This window comes from Treponema sp. C6A8 (assembly GCF_000619925.1).
GTDB lineage: Bacteria > Spirochaetota > Spirochaetia > Treponematales > Treponemataceae > Treponema_D.
This window is the reverse complement of sequence record NZ_JHVB01000001.1, coordinates 610,729-628,525: the sequence shown is the minus strand read 5'-3', so window position 1 is coordinate 628,525 and position 17,797 is coordinate 610,729. Positions and strand designations below refer to the sequence as shown.

Below are 17,797 nucleotides of genomic sequence, written 5' to 3'. Positions count from 1 at the left end.
TATAAGAATCAGGGTGGATTTAGGGAAAATGAAAAATATATTGATTTTGGGCGCAGGCCTTATGCAAAAGCCTGCCATTTTAAGCGCCAGGGAACTTGGCTATAAAACTTACGTAATTGATGCAGATCCTAAGGCTGTTGCAGTTCCTTTAGCTGATGAATTCTGTAAGATTGATTTAAAGGCCCGCGAAGAAATTCTTGCCTATGCCGAAAAATTAAAAAATACAGTCGGACTTTCTGCGGTATTTACCGCCGGCACAGATTTTTCTGCTTCAGTTTCTTATGTCTGTGAAAAATTAGGACTTGCTTCTCATTCTTTTGAGGCGGCTCAAAACGCAAGCATAAAAACTCGAATGAGGGAATGTTTTTCTAAAGCGTCAGTTCCTTCTCCAGATTTTTTCAACATTAATTCTGACTCAAAAAAAGACCTTCAGCTTTTTGATGACGGCATTTCTTATAAAGAAAAAAAACTTCTTTTCCCTCTCGTTGTAAAACCTGTAGATAACATGGGGGCCCGCGGCTGCCGTATGATTCGCTCAAAAGGGGAGTTTGAATCTTCTCTTTCTGCCGCTATCAAAGCTTCCCGTTCTGGAAACGCAATTCTTGAAGAATATATGGAAGGAGAGGAATATTCTATTGATGCTTTAGTTTACAATGGCACCTTTACTGTAACAGGTTTTGCCGTTCGTCATATAAAGTATCCTCCTTATTTTATAGAAGTCGGTCATACAATGCCTGCTGTCCTTTCCAATGAAGTTCACGACGAACTTATTTCAATTTTTGCCTGCGGCGCAAAAGCCCTTGGCCTTACTTGCGGTGCTGCCAAAGCAGACATTAAATTTACTAAAAATGGCGCAATGATAGGTGAGATTGCAGGCCGTCTTTCTGGCGGTTATATGTCGGGATGGACCTATCCTTATGCTTCAGATTTAAATCTTACAAAAGAAGCTCTTTTAATCGCAGCCGGAGAAGAACCTGCAGATATACTTTCCCGCAGAAAGACTGTTGATTTTAATGCCGGAAAAACAAAACTTACAAAGCCTTACGAGCTTTTTGAAATCCCTTGCACACGAACAAGCGCAGAAAGAGCCTGGATTTCTATTCCTGGAAAAGTACAATATATTGAAGAAATAAAGGAATATACCGACCAGGCAGTGCGGGATATTCTTCCACGCGCAACTGTAAGTCTTGGCGGAAGCGTCGATTTCCCAAGAAACAACGTAGAAAAATGCGGAAACGTAATTGCTGTAAGTCACAGCCGGGATATTGCAATTTCTGCTTCGGAAGACGCCGCTTCCAACGTATTCATCACCCTGGAACCAGATAACGCAGAAACAGAAAATTTCCTGAATGGAACTTGTCTTCCTGACGAAGAGGGCTTCCCGCCATCAGCTTTTGCAAAACTTTCCGAAGATGAACTTGCAGAAATTACCGGTCAGATCCCGGAAAAGCAGAGCGTAAAATCCCTTATTCCGGCCTTCCTGCTAGAAAAATACGGCGCCCTTATAGACTGGAATTACAATACAATTTCTCAGACAGCAGAAAAGTTTGATATTTTGCGTAAAAAACACCCGGCTATTGAGGCCAGAAAGTTCTGGTCAGCCTTAATGCGCGGCGGTCTTCAGGCTGCCGTATATGTTTCAGATTCACAAAAATAGGAAAAAATATGAAGTTAAAAACAAAATTAATTACAATTTTCGCTCTTTTAGCCTCTGCAAAGCTTTTTGCCGCTAATACTCTTTCTCTTTTAGAGTCTGCAAAAAATAAAGGAATGACTGTTTACTGGGATTCCCTTTCTGAAACAGGAATGATTGAAAAAGCCGGACATCAGCTAAGCTTCCGTAACGGAGAGGGCATTGTAGTTCTGGACAGTCTTTACCTTCAGCTTACAGATGCTCCTGAAATTGCAAACAATCAGATTATGGTTTCTCAGAAATTCCTAAGCGATGCAGAAACTTTTTTCAGCCAGAAAACAGAAACTCCATTTAAGGTCGGCGCAATCCTTATTGATCCGGGCCACGGCGGAAAAGACCCAGGCGCCCTTAAAACTTATAAAATCGGCGGAAAAAGCGTTACAATCCGCGAAAAAGACATCAACCTTAAGGTTGGAAAAATGCTTTATGACCGTTTGAAGACAGCTTATCCAGACAAAAAAATTGTACTTACCCGTAGTTCTGATCTGTTTATTTCACTTGGAGAGCGCACAGAAATTGCAAACAGCGTAAAAGTAAAGGAAAACGAAGCTGTTCTTTTTATTTCTATCCACGTAAATTCATCTCTTAATAAATCTTCATCAGGTTATGAAGTATGGTATCTTTCTCCAAATTACCGCCGTACTGTAATCGACAAAAGCTCAATCGCATCTGATGAAAACGCACTTTTCCCGATTTTAAACTCAATGACAGAAGAAGAATTCACAACAGAAAGCATTATGATTGCAAAATTCATTATGGACGGACTTCAGGCTCAGATTGGAAAAGAATCTACAGCCCGCGGAATCCGCGCGGAAGAGTGGTTTGTAGTAAAAAATTCAAATATGCCGGCAGTTCTTGTAGAGCTTGGTTTTGTTTCAAATGAAAAGGAAGCTCTTTTAATGAATGATGACAAATACTTGAAAAAAGCAACTTTAGGAATATATAATGGCCTTAGTGCGTTTATTACGCATTTTGAACGTTCAGAAGGATTTACTGCTATAAAATAATATGGATAATACTAGAAAAATTCGCTATGTCAGAATATTAATTTTAAGCCTTGCGTTTTTTTTGTTTTCGCTTTCGCTTCTTTTATTTCTGATTTCAAATCATAAAAGCCGTAGACTTTTTATTTTCCCTTCAGTTGATGAAGGAAAATATGTAGTTGAATACCGTTACCTGCCAAACAATCCTGTACAGGGAGATTTGAATCTTTTTTTGGATGAACTTCTTCTTGGCTCGGGTGTAGAAAGAACAAAACTTCTTTTTGCAAGAGGCACAAAAGTCAATTCATGTTTTGTACGTAAAGGTACATTATATCTTGATTTATCTGCTGAACTCCTGCAGTCGGGATACGGTGTAATTGATATAAAAGACGGTATCAGTCTTCTGAAAAAGAATATTCATAAAAACTTTTTCGGAATTTGGAAAATAGAGGTTTTTGTAGACGGAAAAATTGCCTACGAAGATTAAAAAATTAACATTTTTGAAAACTTAAAAAGTTGACAAAATTAATATCTTGTATGATAATAATTTTATACAAGGCTACATCGAAAAGTATATTAAAGGAGCTTCCAGGTATGAAGAAGACTTTGTGTTTATTCGCAGCTGCTATGCTGCTCGTTGGTGGCGCTGCTTTTGCTGAAGAAAGCATGCTCATCGATTTTACTTTGCTTGAGGCTGATTGCTGTGCTGACCAAAATGGCAATAACACTCAGAACAAGCATACTGCTATGGACTATTCTGTAAGTGCTGGTGCGACATTCACTAACGATCAGAAAGATCTTATGAGAACATCACTTGCATTGCCAGAATGGGAAGTTACATTGAACTCGTCAGCTAAATCAGTTTTAGCTTTGGCTGATTCTAAAGTTGTTTCAGCTCCTGTAAAAGAGAGTGCTGATGTACCTTTTGCAGGTAAGAATGTAATGGGTGTTCGTGTTGTATTCCCTTCATGGAACGCAAACTCGAATGCAAAAGTAATTCCTGCTTTTGAGATTCCAGCATATGAACCTTTGGCTCAGCGCGATGACGAAGGTAACCCACAGGAACCAACTGATGAAGAAAAGGCAAGTGGAAAAACTCTTTTCGAAGATGGTTACGGTGTTGTAAAGAACGTTGGAACAATCAAATCAATTCAGGTAACAACAATGGGTATGAACCATCCGCACGGATTGTATGTACTTCTTAAAGATAACGACAATGTAGAACGCCGCTACTTTATGGGATACCTTGGTTTTGACGGATGGAAAGAACTCCGCTGGAACAACCCTCAGTACATCACAGAAATCCGTAGCCGTGAGATTCGTGTATATCCAATCTACCCACGTGGACTTCCATTTGTAAAGTTCACAGGTTTCCAGATCACACGTGATGCTCGTCAGGAAGGCGGTGACTTTATCGGTTACTTCAAAGATGTAAAAATCATCTACGACAAGGCTCTTCTTACAACTGACCGCGACATCGCTGATGAAGACCTTTGGGGTATCGTAACAAAGAAAGAGAAGTCAAGACAGAATGCTGAAATGTCAAGATTCGGTGAAAAACAGGTTAACCGCTATCTTGAAAAGGCTAAGCTTGCTGCAGAAGAAGAGTTTACTTCAAGTCTTACTAACGACGGCGGAAACTCTGGTTCTGAAGTTCAGTAATCCATGAGAATTAAATGAATGAAGACGCTGTTGAATGAAATATTCAACAGCGTTTTTTTTTGCCATACTAAGAAATTATGAATAATAACTATCTGTCAAAAGCAACAATCCGGGAAAATTACGAAGCATATTCTGAATACTTTGCAAAGATCTTGCAGAATATACTTACCATTTTGCAGGAAAAAATCTCTTTAAGCGCCCAGCCAACTTATAAGTGGCGAATTAAACGTTTTGAAAGCTACTACAAAAAGGTGCTTAGAAAAGAAGCAGATAAAATTACGGCTGTAAATTCAATTATCTGTCTTACAGATATGCTGGGTATCAGACTGATTTGCGCATTTCTGGAAGATATTAACCTTGCAATTTCCCAGATAAAAGATATTTTTGAAATCAGGGAAGTTGAAATAAAAGGTGATGAAAAGAAGGTAAGTGAATTCGGCTATGAATCTATTCACGTGCTTGTAAAAATCCCTGATGAATGCCTGCCTGAAAAAGACGAGCGTTTTGAAAAGCTGATGCCTTTGGAAGGGGAACTTGTCTGTGAAATTCAGATTCGTACAATTTTGCAGGATGCATGGGCAGAAGTAGAACACGAACTTATTTATAAGACAGAATTTTCTCCTTTTGATATGCCGCTCCGCCGTAAGCTTGCAGCAATCAATGCTTCTCTGTCACTTGCAGATATTACTTTCCAGGAAATCCGCGACTATCAGAAAAAGCTTCAGAAAGAAGTTGAAGAGCGCCGCCATTCTTTCTACTCAATGGCAGATAATCTTCTGGATGAAAAACCAAAATCTGCGGCTCCTGAAACTATTAACCGCGTTTCTCCTTTTGTTCAGGGAACTATTGATGATATGCTTTTGCGGGCCATTCATGCTCATAATGAAGGCAACCTCGAAGAAGCTATCAATATTTATTCCAAAATTCTGGAAGCAGTTCCTTCAAGTCAGAAGTCAATTATTTCTGTTATCAGAAAGCACCGCGGTATGGCATATTTTTCTATGAATAATTTTGAATCTGCCCTTGAAGATTTTGATGAGAGCATAGAAAATGATCCTAAGGCATTCAGAACTCATTATTACAAGGGAATCGTTCTTGCTATTCAGAAAAAGTACAAGGAAGCAATTAAATGCTTTACAACTTCTCTTGAAATTAATGAATTCCAGGCTCATACTCATTTCAGACGCGCCCTTGCATATTATGAAGTAAATGAATATGAAAATTCCATGAATGATCTTGATGCTGCTATCAAGCTTGGCATGAAGCAGGATGAATACAAGTTCCTTCAGGAAAAACTTGTTAAAAAGTTTGGTATGAATATGTAAAAATGGGTCATCTTGTTATTGACTTAAATACTGATATTCAATAAAATTAATAATCACGAATATTCGATTGGAGGCAATTAAATGGCTGGAGCTAGTAAGAACTCTCGTACAACTGTTGCAACACAAAAATTCGCTTGTCCAGATTGCGGTGGCGAAATCATAATGAAAACAATGATTGAAAATGGCAGACTTAAGAATATTGCAGAATGCCAGAAATGCAAACGTGTTGAAAGAAGACCAAAGGATTTTAAATAATATTTAATATCAATTTGGGAGTAAAAACGTATGGACTCATGAACCATACGTTTTTTTTTAAGCTATTATGAAAAAGTTACTGATAATCCTATTCTTATACATTTCTACTTTAAATCTTCATGCCGCAGTAAGAGATAGTAAGCACACTTACGACAGGGATTATTCTCTTTTTCCACAGACAGATTATACTGACTTATATTCAAATCAATTAAAAACAATTTTCCCTTCAAGCTACTGTTTTCAGTCTGTAATGTTTATTCCCCGTGAAGAAATGAAAGGCTACCCATGCAAGGAAGTATTAAATAAGCTTGATCAGATGGGCGGGCTTGATAAAGAATGTTCTGGCGTATGCTATACAGACGGGCACACAGGTAAACTTAAGCCAATCTTCAAAAAATCATCTTACGACGAAATTGAACACGAATTATATGTAAAGGACAAGGCTGCCGGCGGACTCTATTTAAAAGTTGACGTAGATGAACATGTTGAAAAAACTACTATTTACAGTGTAATGGCTGTATTAAATAAGACTCCTGATAATATTTTCTTACAGGGAATTAAAAAGAACGAAGCCTGCATTTTTGTTTTTCTTGAAGAAACTGAAGAGGGGGCAAACCTCTATGTTCTTATTCAGACAAAATTTTCTCCATTAAAAATGAAGTTTGTAAAAAAAATAGTAGAAAATGCGGTTTCTGCCAGAGTAATTGAACTTCAGAACTGGTTTTACCGCATGATTTGTACACCTCAGAATCAGTAATTCCAGCTTTTTTATCAACTTTTATTATTCATTTTTTGACACACAAGAAAATCTAGTGAAATAATTTTATTATTGTGTTATAATTTTTTCATCTAAAAATTAAGGATATGAAAATGAATAAGACTGTAAGTTCTTTTCTTGCACGCCACAATTTTGTAAACCACGTGGATGTGCTTTCTGTTGCACAGGCTATTTTGGATGATATGTCTAACGGCCTTCAGGGTAAAAAAGCAGATGAGGATATGATTAAAACTTTCTCAAATCCTCCTTCATCTTCTGCAAAAGGAAAATCTGTAATTGTAATTGATGCCGGTGGAACTAACTTCCGTTCTTGTCTTGTTACTTTTGATAACGAAGGCGTACCTTCTATTTCTGAAATGGAAAAAACAAAGATGCCTGGTGTTGAAAAGGAACTTTCACGCAAAGACTTCTTTGAACAGTTTGCTGTAAATCTTGAACACCTTAAGAATAAGGCAGACAGAATTGGTTTCTGTTTCTCTTATCCTATGACTATTACAGAAGACGGAGACGGAATCCTTCTTGGTTTCTCTAAGGAAGTAAAGGCTCCTGAAGTAGTTGGCGCAAAAATTGGTGAAAGCCTTAAAGCTGTCCTTAAAGAGCACGGCTGGAACGACATTAAACGCATTACACTCTGTAACGACACTGTAGCAGCTTTGCTTGCAGGCGCTTCTCTTACAGATAACGTAGAAAACTTTTCTTCATATATCGGATTCATTCTTGGAACAGGTATGAACGCTGCTTATGTTCAGCCAGCTTGCGAAAAATGCGGAATCAAAAAGCAGATTATCGTTTGCGAAAGCGGAAAGGTTACTAACGTAAACCAGAGTGAATTTGATAAGGCATTTGATAAAACAACTGTAAAACCTGGCAGCTTCCTTTTGGAAAAACTCTGTTCAGGCGCTTATCTTGGACCAGTTTCCTGGTTTGCATTGCAGGCTGCAAGTGATGACGGCTTGTTCTCTGACAAAGTTGCAGCAAAAATCAAGGCATTGCCATCTCTTACATTGATTGAACTTGATCAGTATCTTCATAATCCACGCAATTCAGGCTCAACTTTGGGTGCAATTCTTGCCGAAAATGGAAATGAAGAGGATTACGACAGAGTATTCCAGATTCTTGACGCAATTGTAGAACGTTCTGCACGCTATGCAGCAGCTATTCTTACAGCCTGCGTAATCAAGACTGGTGAAGGTAAAAATGCAAGTCGCCCTGTATGTATCTTGTGTGACGGAACAACATTCCACAAAACACACATGATTAAAGAGCGCGTTAATGCTTACCTTGACGAAATCCTTACAAAGAATCTTGGTTTGTACTGGAAAATCGTAGCTTGTGATAACGACATCACTTTGGGTGCTGCTATTTCAGGACTTATAGATTAGTTCAAGTGGTAAAGCTAAAAAATTGCTGCATCGCAATTTTTTTTAACGCTTTGCTATAAAACACCGCGGCCTCTGACCGGGCCGCTTACACAGGAGAGAAAATGTCTTTTGCAAAAAGTTTAGGAAAATCATTTGTTTTAATCATAATCATTTTGATTCTGCTGATTGGTGGAGGATTATGGCTTGATTATCTTGATGTAATTTCTGTTAAAAAGACATTTGCTCCTCTCTATAAAGTAATGGGAAAAACTCCCCAGACCTCGCTGACTGCCACACAGTCACGCCCCCTTGTTGCCAATCTTGATGAAGACCGCCTTGCAAAAATCCAGGAATCACTTTTATTGCAGGCAGAAACCCTTGATAAACGCGAAGCAGACATCACAGTAAAAGAAACTCAGCTTGAACAGACCGCCCAGGAACTTTCTGAGCGTGAAAAAAATCAGGAAGAGCGAGAAAAAACATTTAACCTGGCTGTAAAAAAATACGATGATAAGAATGTAAACGTAGAGCAGATTGCCACCAATTTGAACGGTATGGCGCCAAAAAATGCAGTTGACATTCTTGTTGCAATGGACGATCAGACAGTTATTGACGTTCTTCGCAAGGTAGAAGAACTTGCAAAAGCAAACGGCACTTCTTCAATGGGTTCTTACTGGCTTAGCTTAATGCCATCTGAGCGGGCTGCAGAAATACAGCGCAAGATGATTAATAAGCCTGAATCATTGAACTAGAACATACTAAAAATCCGGCTATGCGCTTCGTTTATAAAAAAAGGAGTGCACATGGCATTACAATTTATGGATTTTGCCGGAGTCCAGCCTCAGGTTGAAACTCTTCAGCTTACAAAAAATCCAAGTCTAAATTTACAAAAAACTCCTGACACATCATTTTCTGATTTAGTTGCCTCATTTCAGACTAAAGAAAAGGCTCCGGAAGCTGGCGTTCAGAATAATATGAACGAAAAGCCGGTCCTTTCTGAAGAAAAGCCTGAAAATGTATCAGCAGCGTCTGAAGCAGAAAAAGAAAATCCAAAAGTCAGCGAAAATGTACAGCAAGAAGAAAGTTCTGAAAAGGAAGAAAAAGTCATCGTAAAAGATTTTGCTGAATCTTCTGAAAAAACAGAAAAAAAACTTTCTGTAAAAGATGAAAAAGAAAGCCAGTTACAGAAAAAATCTGAAACAAAGACTAAAAATCTTGTAAAGAAGCCTTCAGATGAAGATAAAATTCAAAAAGATTTACACACAAGCCGCATTGATGAGCTTTTGCAGAATGCAGATGACTTCAGCCAGTTTGTAAATAATTTTGAAAATCAGGAAATCAAAAATCAAGTCAGCTTAAAAAATGATGAAGATTTTGAAATCCCTCAGGCAGACTTTCTTAATACAGAAGGTCAGATTAGTCAGAGCCAGCTGGAATATTTAAATTCTCCTGTTACTGAAGAAGACCTTAAGTTTAATTTTGAAGACGACTTTCAGTCAAAGAAAAACCTTTCAAAATTTGATAAAGAAGGAAAAATCACAGTAGAAGACCTTAGAACAAAGTCTGAAAAAGTTGATTTTGAAGCTCTTGTAAAAGATGCAAAAGATGAAAAATCTCTTAAGACAGAACTCAAGTTTACCGGTGAAAATACTGCAACAATCACAATGGAATATGCCCAGACTGATGCTCAGGCAGATATTTTAAGCCTTAATAATCAGAGCGCTGGGGCCCAGAACTCAAATTTCCAGCAGATGCTTAATAATCAGATTCAGGCAAACGTACCTGAGTTTGTAAAAGCCGGAAATATCGTTCTTAAAGACAATAATCAGGGAACAATTAATCTTGTTCTGCATCCGGATGACCTTGGCAACGTAAAAATCCAGCTCAGTCTGGACGGAAAGACTGTACAGGGCCACATTGCTGTTGCAACAAAAGAAGCAATGCAGGTTTTTAAGGATAACGCAGAAACTTTGCGTGAAGCTTTTATTAAAAGCGGCTTTGAAAATGCAAGTTTTGATGTTTCTTATAGCGGCGGACAGAACGGTCAGTTTGGAAACGGCGAACAGTTTGCTCAGAATGACGGAAACGATCTCTGGGGAAAAAGAACCTATTCAACTGGCGGCGTAGAAGTTTTTGGTGATGCAGAAAGTGCAGAAGACTTTGTGAATTTTGAATCAAATTTTGGAAAGAATTCTGTAAACATTGTTGCGTAAATTCCGAAATTAGAAGTAAGAGGTAGATGATGGAACTGCTGAATACACAACTAAGTGCAAGTGAAAGAACTGCGGTAGACAACGCAGTAAACACTTACAACAAAACCCTCGTTCATGAGGGAAGAAAAACGTCCAACGAACTTGGAAAAGATGACTTTTTGAAACTGCTTATCACACAGCTTTCAAATCAGGATCCTACCAGCCCAATGGAAGATACACAGTTTATCTCCCAGATGGCTCAGTTCAGTTCTTTGGAACAGATGACTAACATGAGTACTTCATTTTCTAAAATGGCAGACTTCCTTAATTCACAGGAAGCAGCTGGCACTTTAGGAAAAACAGTAGAACTGGATATAGGTGATACAACCGTTCAGGGAATTGTGGAAGGGGCAACTCGAGGGGAAAATCCACAGGTGATGGTGAACGGCATGTATTACAGCATGGATAAAATCAAGGCGATTTACGCCAACTAATCGGGTAGGAAGGAAGGTTTAAGCATATGATGAGATCACTTTATTCTGGAGTTTCAGGACTTCAGAATCACCAGACAAGAATGGACGTAATCGGTAACAACATTTCCAACGTTAACACAAGCGGTTTCAAACGCGGCCGCGTTAACTTTCAGGATATGATCAGCCAGCAGATGAGCGGAGCTGCAAAACCAACTGATGAACTAGGTGGTGTAAACCCTAAGGAAGTCGGACTTGGTATGACTGTAGCTTCTATTGATAATATTTTTAATCAGGGTAACCTTCAGTCAACAGGTGTAAGCACTGACCTTGCAATTCAGGGAAGCGGCTTCTTTGTAATGAAGAGCGGCGAAGAAAGCTTCTACACCCGTAACGGTTCTTTTGGTCTTGACCGCGACGGAACTCTGGTAAACCCAGCAAACGGTATGCGTGTTCAGGGATGGATGGCACAGGAAGTAAACGGACAGGACATCGTTTCTACAGCCGCAACTCCAACAGACCTTATCATTCCTGTAGGTTCAAAAGATCCTGCACGCGAAACAACTAACGTAAACTTTGCTTGCAACTTGAACAAAAACACTCCTGAAATTGCAGAGGGGGCAAGCGCAGACGATATTCTTAAAGGAACCTGGGGAACAGAACAGGAAATCTATGACAGCTTTGGAAACAAGCACATGCTTTCTGTAAGCTTTACACGTGTTCCTGGAACTTCTAACCAGTGGAATGCAGTTGTAAATATTGACCCTGATAACGCAGAGTTCACAAATACTCGCGTAGGTCTTGGAACAACTGACGGCATGGAAAATACATTTGTCGTAAGCTTTGATAACTTTGGTGCTTTGCAGGGAGTTACAGACAGCGCCGGTAACGTTACAAATCCTGAAGGACAGGTTGTAATTCAGGCAAGCTTTGCTGTAAGCGATTCAAATCCGGATGCAGACGGAAATCCTTACCGCCAGACAATGAGCATCAACCTTGGAACAATCGGAAGCTTCAAGGATACAATTACACAGTCAGCAAGTAAGTCAACAACAAAGGCTTATTACCAGGACGGTTACACAATGGGTTATCTTGATAACTTCAAGATTGACTCAAGCGGAACAATCACAGGTGTATATTCAAACGGTACGAACCGCACAATCGGACAGATTGCTCTTGCAACATTTGCCAACGAGCGCGGTCTTGAAAAAGCCGGAGACAACACTTACGTAGAGTCTAACAACTCTGGTATGGCCCGCATTGGTGAATCTGGAGTTGCCGGAAAAGGTACTTTGATGGCTGGCGCTTTGGAAATGTCAAACGTTGACCTTTCTGAACAGATGACAGACATGATCGTAACACAGCGCGGCTTCCAGGCTAACAGTAAGACAATTCAGACAGCAGATACTCTGCTTGAAACTGTACTTTCACTTAAACGCTAAGTAGCTAGTTAAGGGCAGCGGGGGGGCTGCCTGAGTGAATATAAAAAAAACTTAAGCCCTGTCGGACAATCCATCAGTCCGGCAGGGCTTTTTTATGTACTTGTTATACAAATATTCACTATTAAACAAAATAATACAAAAGCCCTGCACAGTTTTTGCACAATCAATTACTACAGCGTCAAAAAACCGGTTTTTAATCGTCCAGTATTATCCAATAAAGGTAGTCGAAAACCCTGCTTAATTGATAAAATGGCTTTGCTAAATCCTTGTAAAATAAGGTTTTAAACAAAAAAAAGGTTTCCGTTACCAGAAACCTTTTTCGTGCCACAGGTTAGAATCGAACTAACGACATACGGATTTTCAGAAAAAATCATATGCCTGTGGTCTTGCTAGTTCACAAGTCATTATAAGATTATTGTAAGTCTACAAAGTGAATTTGTCAATATTTAGTATTATTTACTAATATGTTCATTGTGTTTTGTGTCGATTTTTGTGTTGATTATCGATTCGATATAAAAAATCCGGAACAGCGGACGTACGGACTACTATTCCGAAAAATATACCGACATACGGATTTCGTGACCGGAGTTCGATACAATCTAATCTTCCAAAGGTCGCTCGCTCCAAGACTGCCTTTTCCGCGCTTCCCACGCAACGCATCCACCACCCAAAACTCCGCCACCTCGAATAGCACTCGCGTTCCACCTTGCAGAAGGCAGACTTTCCGCTCCCTCAGTTCCCGCAGTTCTCCAAGCGTCTTCTTCCCAAAAGGAACAAACACCGTGCTCCTCACGTCCTTTACTTCACCGCACTGCATTGCGTTTCCTCACTACATGTTCTAGACGCATTCCGTTCGTCAACTTCATTCCGCGCGGTTCCGTTCAGTCCGTTCGTCACACCGTGTTTGCATTTACTGGAAAGCTCGCAAGGTTGCCTTTTGTGTAATTATGAAATATCGCATTAAGTCATATCGCTTCACGCACCAGCTTAGCTGTAGCGTTCCGCTCACTCAAATCTAAAATCAAATGTTTTCCCAGATTGTAGAAAAGTAAGTCAGGCTAAACCGTAAAAGGCAGTCTTTAGTGCAAAATCAAACAAACGGTTGTCCGGGTTATCTGTATGTAATCGCCTTTAAGCGTAGTTAGTTCGCGCACAGGTTTCTCTTAAAAATGGATGTGCAACTTCCGCGAGCCCACCCCCAAAACTTGCAGGCACGCAAAAGCGTTCCCCCTTTCCCCCCGCCGCGGGGCATCCCCCTTTTCCCCCTTCGTAAAAAATAAGGTATGTTATTGAACCGCTCTTGGGGGGCAAGGGGGCACCCTTTTGCTCAGCATTACAGCTGTCCTGCAAGTTTTGGGGGTGGAGTTTAATCTACCAATGGCGATAAAAAGAAATCTGTATGTATGTGTCAGAGTTTGCCTCATTCGCACCGCCCAGCGCGGGCGGCACTCAATCGGCACAGCCGCGCATCCGTGCGCGGCTGGCAGTCCTTCGCACACCGCACAAGGCGGTGCACTCAGACCTGGTGGCGCAGAAAGAAAAGCAGTTAGAAGGACTTGCGCCACCTCTACCAATTGTTAGTTTCTTGCTGATAATCCTGATGAAGTCGATTCCAAACCGATTGAGATTTTCAAATCGATAATCAAAACCCACGCAAAAATTTTCTTAAAATCGCGGGGGGCGCGTGCGCGAGGGCAAAATAAATTCATCCGCAGTAAAAATTATTTAAAGTACACATAGCAAAAACAACACATACTACAGTTAAAGTTAACAAATATATTTTATATGTTTTCTATATATATTCTTTTTTCTTTAAGAAAGTGTAGCTAAAGAAAAAATATATATATAAAGATAACTCTATAGTATTCTTTCATACTTAATCATATATAATCATATTTAATAGAAAGTACACATTTGTGAAAAATGCGTCATTTAACTGTCGTAAACTACACTTATCTGTCGCAGACAATTTTTCTTTCTAACAAAATCCGACAAAGCTTCCTATTTTTTCAGCACACAAGTGTAGCTTGCACACAATGGGGGCACGGGGGAAATGACAAAAAATAATAAAAAATAAAAAGTAGGAATTGTTTATTGCTGGCCAAACTCTACAGGTTTTCTGTCTTTTAGACTGCTTTTGAGTTGTTCTGCAGCTTTAGCAGCAGCTTCCAAAGGTGTACTAATTAGTTCCTTCATTGGAATACCTTCTAATTGTTCTTCAAAACCACCAGAAACTGATTCAAGCTCTTTTGCAGATAATTCATTTTTCTCTTTGTTAGCTTCCATAAGTTTTCTCCTTTTTAATTAATACGAACCTGAATTAAAAAAGGCCAAGAGATATGCTTATATAATGATTAAATTTTTGTATATTCAAATTATAAACCAATTTGTTTTGAAGTCAAAAAAATCGGTGCACGGGGAAAAAAAATCCCTTATCAATACAACGTATTAATAAGGGTCTGGCAATTAAAATAATATAAAAAAGGAGGTCTTTTATAATAACATTATGTTATACCTATATAATAAAATCGTCAAGTGTGGCTTTTACATCTTATGCAAAACATATCTGACTTTTCCAACAACACTAAAGTTATCACTTTCGCCTGGCTCTTCCATTGGCTCATAAGCTTTGTTATCAGAAATAATCTTCACATATCCATTACCACGCTGTAATCTTTTTACAAATCCCGAACCATTAAAGATAATCGCATAAATACCGTCATCACCGTCAAAGCCCATATTATCAAAAATAATTCGGTCTCCATCATACAGTGTAGGCTCCATTGAATCACCACGAACATATGCCGCCATAAGTTTATCTGCATAATGTTTCAAATCTGCTGGTACTGCAATATATTCAATAACTTCTGCATCTTCAGGAACAAACTGTCCTTTACCAGCTGAATAAGCCTGCTCGTAAACTGGTATTGTCAGAGTGTCGGTTTGTGCAGCTTCTGGGTATGCTTCAAAGCCTTCCATTGTAAAACCAAGTGCTTTTATTATCTTCATAGCTTCATCAAAGCTTGGCATACGGCCCATATGAATTTTATTACGCATCGAACCATAATTAATTCCGACTTTATCACACAGCCATTCTTTTGTTTTATCAATGCTAAGAAGTTTTTTGTTTACCTTTTCCCAGAAAATATCAGCTTCCATATTTTTATAATAACATTGTTCATATATTTTGTACACATCATTTGATTTAATAGTGTAATCATTTGATTACATAACTTGACAATCAGTTACAGTAGAATTATCATTATTATTATGATTACAGGTTTCCCAAGTCCCGCTCAGGGCTATGAACAGAAAGGCATAGACTTTAACAGCATTCTCATCAAGCATCCGTCCGCAACAGTCGTAATGAAAATCGAAAGCTCAAACTATATCAATATGGGAATCTATAACGGTGACATCCTTATTATAGACCGAGCCAAAAGAATCACTCCCAACAGCCTTGTAGTCTACGAATCAGAAGGACATTTTGTTTTAGGAAGAGTTTATAAAATCAGGAAAACCACAGAAGATACAATCATCACAGGAGCCGTAACACACGTAATTCATACGGTAAAAGAATTATGATTTTACACGCAGACGCCAACTCTTTTTACGCATCCTGTGAACAAATCTACCGCCCCGATTTACGTAACAAGCCTGTTGCAGTTCTTTCAAACAATGACGGAATTATTATTGCCGCAAACAAAGAAGCCAAAGCCTGCGGCATAAAACGCGGAGACCCCTTTTTCAAAGTTCGCAGGGAATGTGAACAAAAAGGCGTTACTATCTTTTCCAGCAATTACACCCTTTATGCAGACATAAGCCGACGCATCACATCCATATATCTTGAATACGCTCCGGATATTGAGGAATACTCAATAGACGAAAGCTTCCTCTTTTTTGATAAATGCAACTGGTCCATAAAAGAGTATTACGAAATCGGCCACGACCTCAAACGACGTATTGCAAAGGAAGTCGGCATCCCTATCTGTGTTGGTGCAGCACCTACTAAAACCCTTGCAAAACTCTACAACAAGAAAGCTAAGGAACACGGCGGTGTGTTTGTCTATAATCCGCCGGAAATAGATGCTCTTCTTGAATGTACAGACCTGGAAACAATATGGGGAATAGGACACAAACGCGCAGAAAAACTTTTCTTTCACGGAATAAAGAATGCCCTTATGCTAAAGCACATGCCCCTTTGCGATGCAAAAAGGCTTCTTACAGTACAGGGCTTTGCAACAGTTCAGGAGCTTAACGGCATCCGCTGTATAGATAAAATTGAAAGAGAAAAGAAAGATGTAATTACTTCAAGCCGTCAGTTTTCAAAGAAAGTCTATGATATGGAAACTTTAGAATGTGCCATAGTTGAATACACAGAACTTGCCGTAGAACGCCTCCGCCAGCAGCATTCCGAATGCAGGGCTGTGCAGGTCACAATTTCTACCTGCAACTATTATTCCGAAAATCTCGATGACCAGTACACCAATTCAAGAATAGCCCAGCTCTTCAGACATACATCATATATCCCTGACATTGTAAGAGCCGCAAAAGCCGTTCTCCCACACATCTACCGTCAGGGCTACGCTTATAAAGTTGTCCTGATTACGCTCTTAGATTTACAGTCGACACAGAATCAGTTCTGGCTTTTTATAGACCCGGAAGAAGATATTAAAAAAGAAAACCTGATGAAAGCCGTAGACGATATAACCACTGCCTATGGCCGCCGCTCAATTACACTTGCAAAGTCCTGGACAAAAGACGGCTGGCAGATGAAACGGGAGTTTTTGAGCCCGTGCGTTACGACGGATATTGGAAAGGTACCGGGAGTAAAATAGTTAATGGTTATAAATAACTAAAAACATTGACAAGAATTTACTATTATTGTATTTTATAATTATGGCTGATTTAATTGAAATACCTATATCTCAACTTCTAGAAATAAACAGGGGCGCTTCAATTTCCCCGTCTGAAATCAAGGAGCGTACAGTTTCTGAAAATACAGGTATTCAATATCTCAGAATCGCCAATATCGAAAACAATTACATCAACAATGAAATGGATTTTCTAAAAAATATAGAAGACCGTGAATACAAATATTTATTAAAAGAGAATGATATAGTCCTTACAAAAATGGGCGAACCCAAATTTGCCCTAGCTAAAAATCTTGAAGATAAAAAGATTATAGTCTCTCAAAACTTTTATATCCTACGTTGTAAAGAAAATATAAGTCCATTATATATTCGAGCTTTTCTTGAAAGCCAATTAGGTTTTGAACGTTTAGATAATGCTTATATCAAGAACACGATTCCTACTCTCCCTGTAAAGAATCTCGAACGTATTACAGTTCCATTTACAGATGAGGTACAAAAATGCCAGGAAAAGTTTGTAAAAGAATATGAAGAAGAAGATCGTAAAAGAATTGAACTTCTAACAAAATATATGCTACAAAATCGAAATCGAAAGATGCTGTTTGATAAGATGATATCAAAATAAATATAAGCCTGCCTTATCCGGCAGGCAATTTTTTTCTTTTTTTTAATTATTTAGTTATTTATAACCGTTTTACTTGACAAATCAACTTTTGTGTATTATATATTAGTTATACATAACCGCTTTATGTAGTTATATATAAC

Annotated in this window: 17 protein-coding genes; 15 read left to right on the top strand and 2 right to left on the bottom strand. The window is 38.9% G+C overall.

The features are described 5' to 3' along the window. Window positions 1–28 precede the first annotated feature (28 nt). From T530_RS0102865 to flgE, 12 genes are all read left to right on the top strand, one after another. Window positions 29–1,657 (top strand): ATP-grasp domain-containing protein, encoded by a 1,629-nt coding sequence (locus T530_RS0102865; protein ID WP_038073319.1) that lies wholly within the window; start codon window positions 29–31, stop codon window positions 1,655–1,657. An 8-nt stretch (window positions 1,658–1,665) separates the two neighbouring features. Beyond that, window positions 1,666–2,700 carry an N-acetylmuramoyl-L-alanine amidase gene (locus tag T530_RS0102860; protein WP_051537775.1) on the top strand — a complete coding sequence of 345 codons (1,035 nt, stop codon included), beginning with the start codon at window positions 1,666–1,668 and terminating at the stop codon, window positions 2,698–2,700. 1 nt (window position 2,701) lies between these two features. Continuing rightward, on the top strand, window positions 2,702–3,163 hold the full coding sequence (locus tag T530_RS14590) for a GerMN domain-containing protein (RefSeq protein WP_051537773.1): 462 nt from the start codon (window positions 2,702–2,704) through the stop codon (window positions 3,161–3,163). A gap of 107 nt (window positions 3,164–3,270) precedes the next feature. Further along, entirely contained in the window at window positions 3,271–4,338 is a 1,068-nt protein-coding gene (locus T530_RS0102850; RefSeq protein WP_027727718.1) for a flagellar filament outer layer protein FlaA, read from the top strand. A 77-nt stretch (window positions 4,339–4,415) separates the two neighbouring features. Continuing rightward, window positions 4,416–5,663 carry a tetratricopeptide repeat protein gene (locus T530_RS0102845; RefSeq protein WP_027727717.1) on the top strand — a complete coding sequence of 416 codons (1,248 nt, stop codon included), beginning with the start codon at window positions 4,416–4,418 and terminating at the stop codon, window positions 5,661–5,663. An 81-nt stretch (window positions 5,664–5,744) separates the two neighbouring features. After that, window positions 5,745–5,918 (top strand): hypothetical protein, encoded by a 174-nt coding sequence (locus T530_RS15090; protein WP_009106403.1) that lies wholly within the window; start codon window positions 5,745–5,747, stop codon window positions 5,916–5,918. A 67-nt stretch (window positions 5,919–5,985) separates the two neighbouring features. Then, window positions 5,986–6,675 carry a hypothetical protein gene (locus tag T530_RS0102835; RefSeq protein ID WP_027727716.1) on the top strand — a complete coding sequence of 230 codons (690 nt, stop codon included), beginning with the start codon at window positions 5,986–5,988 and terminating at the stop codon, window positions 6,673–6,675. A 107-nt stretch (window positions 6,676–6,782) separates the two neighbouring features. After that, window positions 6,783–8,078, top strand: coding sequence for a hexokinase (locus tag T530_RS0102830; protein WP_038073316.1), 1,296 nt, complete (start codon window positions 6,783–6,785; stop codon window positions 8,076–8,078). A 101-nt stretch (window positions 8,079–8,179) separates the two neighbouring features. Then, window positions 8,180–8,809: a periplasmic-type flagellar collar protein FlbB gene (locus T530_RS0102825; protein WP_027727714.1), complete on the top strand. Its 630-nt coding sequence runs from the start codon at window positions 8,180–8,182 to the stop codon at window positions 8,807–8,809. Between the two features lie 51 nt (window positions 8,810–8,860). Then, a complete protein-coding gene (locus tag T530_RS14585; protein WP_156011506.1) occupies window positions 8,861–10,270 on the top strand; it encodes a flagellar hook-length control protein FliK in 1,410 nt (469 codons plus the stop codon). A gap of 29 nt (window positions 10,271–10,299) precedes the next feature. Then, on the top strand, window positions 10,300–10,743 hold the full coding sequence (gene flgD / locus T530_RS0102815; RefSeq protein ID WP_027727712.1) for a flagellar hook assembly protein FlgD: 444 nt from the start codon (window positions 10,300–10,302) through the stop codon (window positions 10,741–10,743). Between the two features lie 26 nt (window positions 10,744–10,769). Then, complete coding sequence (flgE, locus tag T530_RS0102810; RefSeq protein WP_027727711.1) at window positions 10,770–12,161, top strand: flagellar hook protein FlgE; 1,392 nt, start codon at window positions 10,770–10,772, stop codon at window positions 12,159–12,161. A gap of 2,091 nt (window positions 12,162–14,252) precedes the next feature. Here the strand turns inward: flgE and T530_RS0102800 are convergent. Together T530_RS0102800 and T530_RS0102795 are read right to left on the bottom strand one after the other, a co-directional pair. Then, window positions 14,253–14,447 (bottom strand): bacteriocin, encoded by a 195-nt coding sequence (locus T530_RS0102800; RefSeq protein WP_027727709.1) that lies wholly within the window; start codon window positions 14,445–14,447, stop codon window positions 14,253–14,255. Between the two features lie 258 nt (window positions 14,448–14,705). Next, a complete protein-coding gene (locus T530_RS0102795) occupies window positions 14,706–15,320 on the bottom strand; it encodes a S24 family peptidase (RefSeq protein WP_027727708.1) in 615 nt (204 codons plus the stop codon). Window positions 15,321–15,431: 111 nt separating this feature from the next. On the opposite strand from T530_RS0102795, the gene T530_RS13355 reads away from it, so the two are divergent. From T530_RS13355 to T530_RS0102780, 3 genes are all read left to right on the top strand, one after another. Next, window positions 15,432–15,746: a S24 family peptidase gene (locus T530_RS13355; protein ID WP_051537771.1), complete on the top strand. Its 315-nt coding sequence runs from the start codon at window positions 15,432–15,434 to the stop codon at window positions 15,744–15,746. Next, window positions 15,743–16,999 carry a Y-family DNA polymerase gene (locus tag T530_RS0102785; protein ID WP_038073313.1) on the top strand — a complete coding sequence of 419 codons (1,257 nt, stop codon included), beginning with the start codon at window positions 15,743–15,745 and terminating at the stop codon, window positions 16,997–16,999. Before T530_RS13355 ends, T530_RS0102785 begins: the two co-directional genes overlap by 4 nt. Before the next feature lie 61 nt (window positions 17,000–17,060). Next, complete coding sequence (locus T530_RS0102780; protein ID WP_027727706.1) at window positions 17,061–17,657, top strand: hypothetical protein; 597 nt, start codon at window positions 17,061–17,063, stop codon at window positions 17,655–17,657. Window positions 17,658–17,797: the final 140 nt, after the last annotated feature.

What these genes read in the sequence shown, in the direction of transcription:
- T530_RS0102865 (WP_038073319.1), top strand. Translation starts at nt 29, where the DNA reads ATGAAAAATATATTGATTTTGGGCGCAGGCCTTATGCAAAAGCCTGCC.
- T530_RS0102860 (WP_051537775.1), top strand. Translation starts at nt 1,666, where the DNA reads ATGAAGTTAAAAACAAAATTAATTACAATTTTCGCTCTTTTAGCCTCT.
- T530_RS14590 (WP_051537773.1), top strand. Translation starts at nt 2,702, where the DNA reads ATGGATAATACTAGAAAAATTCGCTATGTCAGAATATTAATTTTAAGC.
- T530_RS0102850 (WP_027727718.1), top strand. Translation starts at nt 3,271, where the DNA reads ATGAAGAAGACTTTGTGTTTATTCGCAGCTGCTATGCTGCTCGTTGGT.
- T530_RS0102845 (WP_027727717.1), top strand. Translation starts at nt 4,416, where the DNA reads ATGAATAATAACTATCTGTCAAAAGCAACAATCCGGGAAAATTACGAA.
- T530_RS15090 (WP_009106403.1), top strand. Translation starts at nt 5,745, where the DNA reads ATGGCTGGAGCTAGTAAGAACTCTCGTACAACTGTTGCAACACAAAAA.
- T530_RS0102835 (WP_027727716.1), top strand. Translation starts at nt 5,986, where the DNA reads ATGAAAAAGTTACTGATAATCCTATTCTTATACATTTCTACTTTAAAT.
- T530_RS0102830 (WP_038073316.1), top strand. Translation starts at nt 6,783, where the DNA reads ATGAAAATGAATAAGACTGTAAGTTCTTTTCTTGCACGCCACAATTTT.
- T530_RS0102825 (WP_027727714.1), top strand. Translation starts at nt 8,180, where the DNA reads ATGTCTTTTGCAAAAAGTTTAGGAAAATCATTTGTTTTAATCATAATC.
- T530_RS14585 (WP_156011506.1), top strand. Translation starts at nt 8,861, where the DNA reads ATGGCATTACAATTTATGGATTTTGCCGGAGTCCAGCCTCAGGTTGAA.
- flgD (WP_027727712.1), top strand. Translation starts at nt 10,300, where the DNA reads ATGGAACTGCTGAATACACAACTAAGTGCAAGTGAAAGAACTGCGGTA.
- flgE (WP_027727711.1), top strand. Translation starts at nt 10,770, where the DNA reads ATGATGAGATCACTTTATTCTGGAGTTTCAGGACTTCAGAATCACCAG.
- T530_RS0102800 (WP_027727709.1), bottom strand. Translation starts at nt 14,447, where the DNA reads ATGGAAGCTAACAAAGAGAAAAATGAATTATCTGCAAAAGAGCTTGAA.
- T530_RS0102795 (WP_027727708.1), bottom strand. Translation starts at nt 15,320, where the DNA reads ATGGAAGCTGATATTTTCTGGGAAAAGGTAAACAAAAAACTTCTTAGC.
- T530_RS13355 (WP_051537771.1), top strand. Translation starts at nt 15,432, where the DNA reads ATGATTACAGGTTTCCCAAGTCCCGCTCAGGGCTATGAACAGAAAGGC.
- T530_RS0102785 (WP_038073313.1), top strand. Translation starts at nt 15,743, where the DNA reads ATGATTTTACACGCAGACGCCAACTCTTTTTACGCATCCTGTGAACAA.
- T530_RS0102780 (WP_027727706.1), top strand. Translation starts at nt 17,061, where the DNA reads ATGGCTGATTTAATTGAAATACCTATATCTCAACTTCTAGAAATAAAC.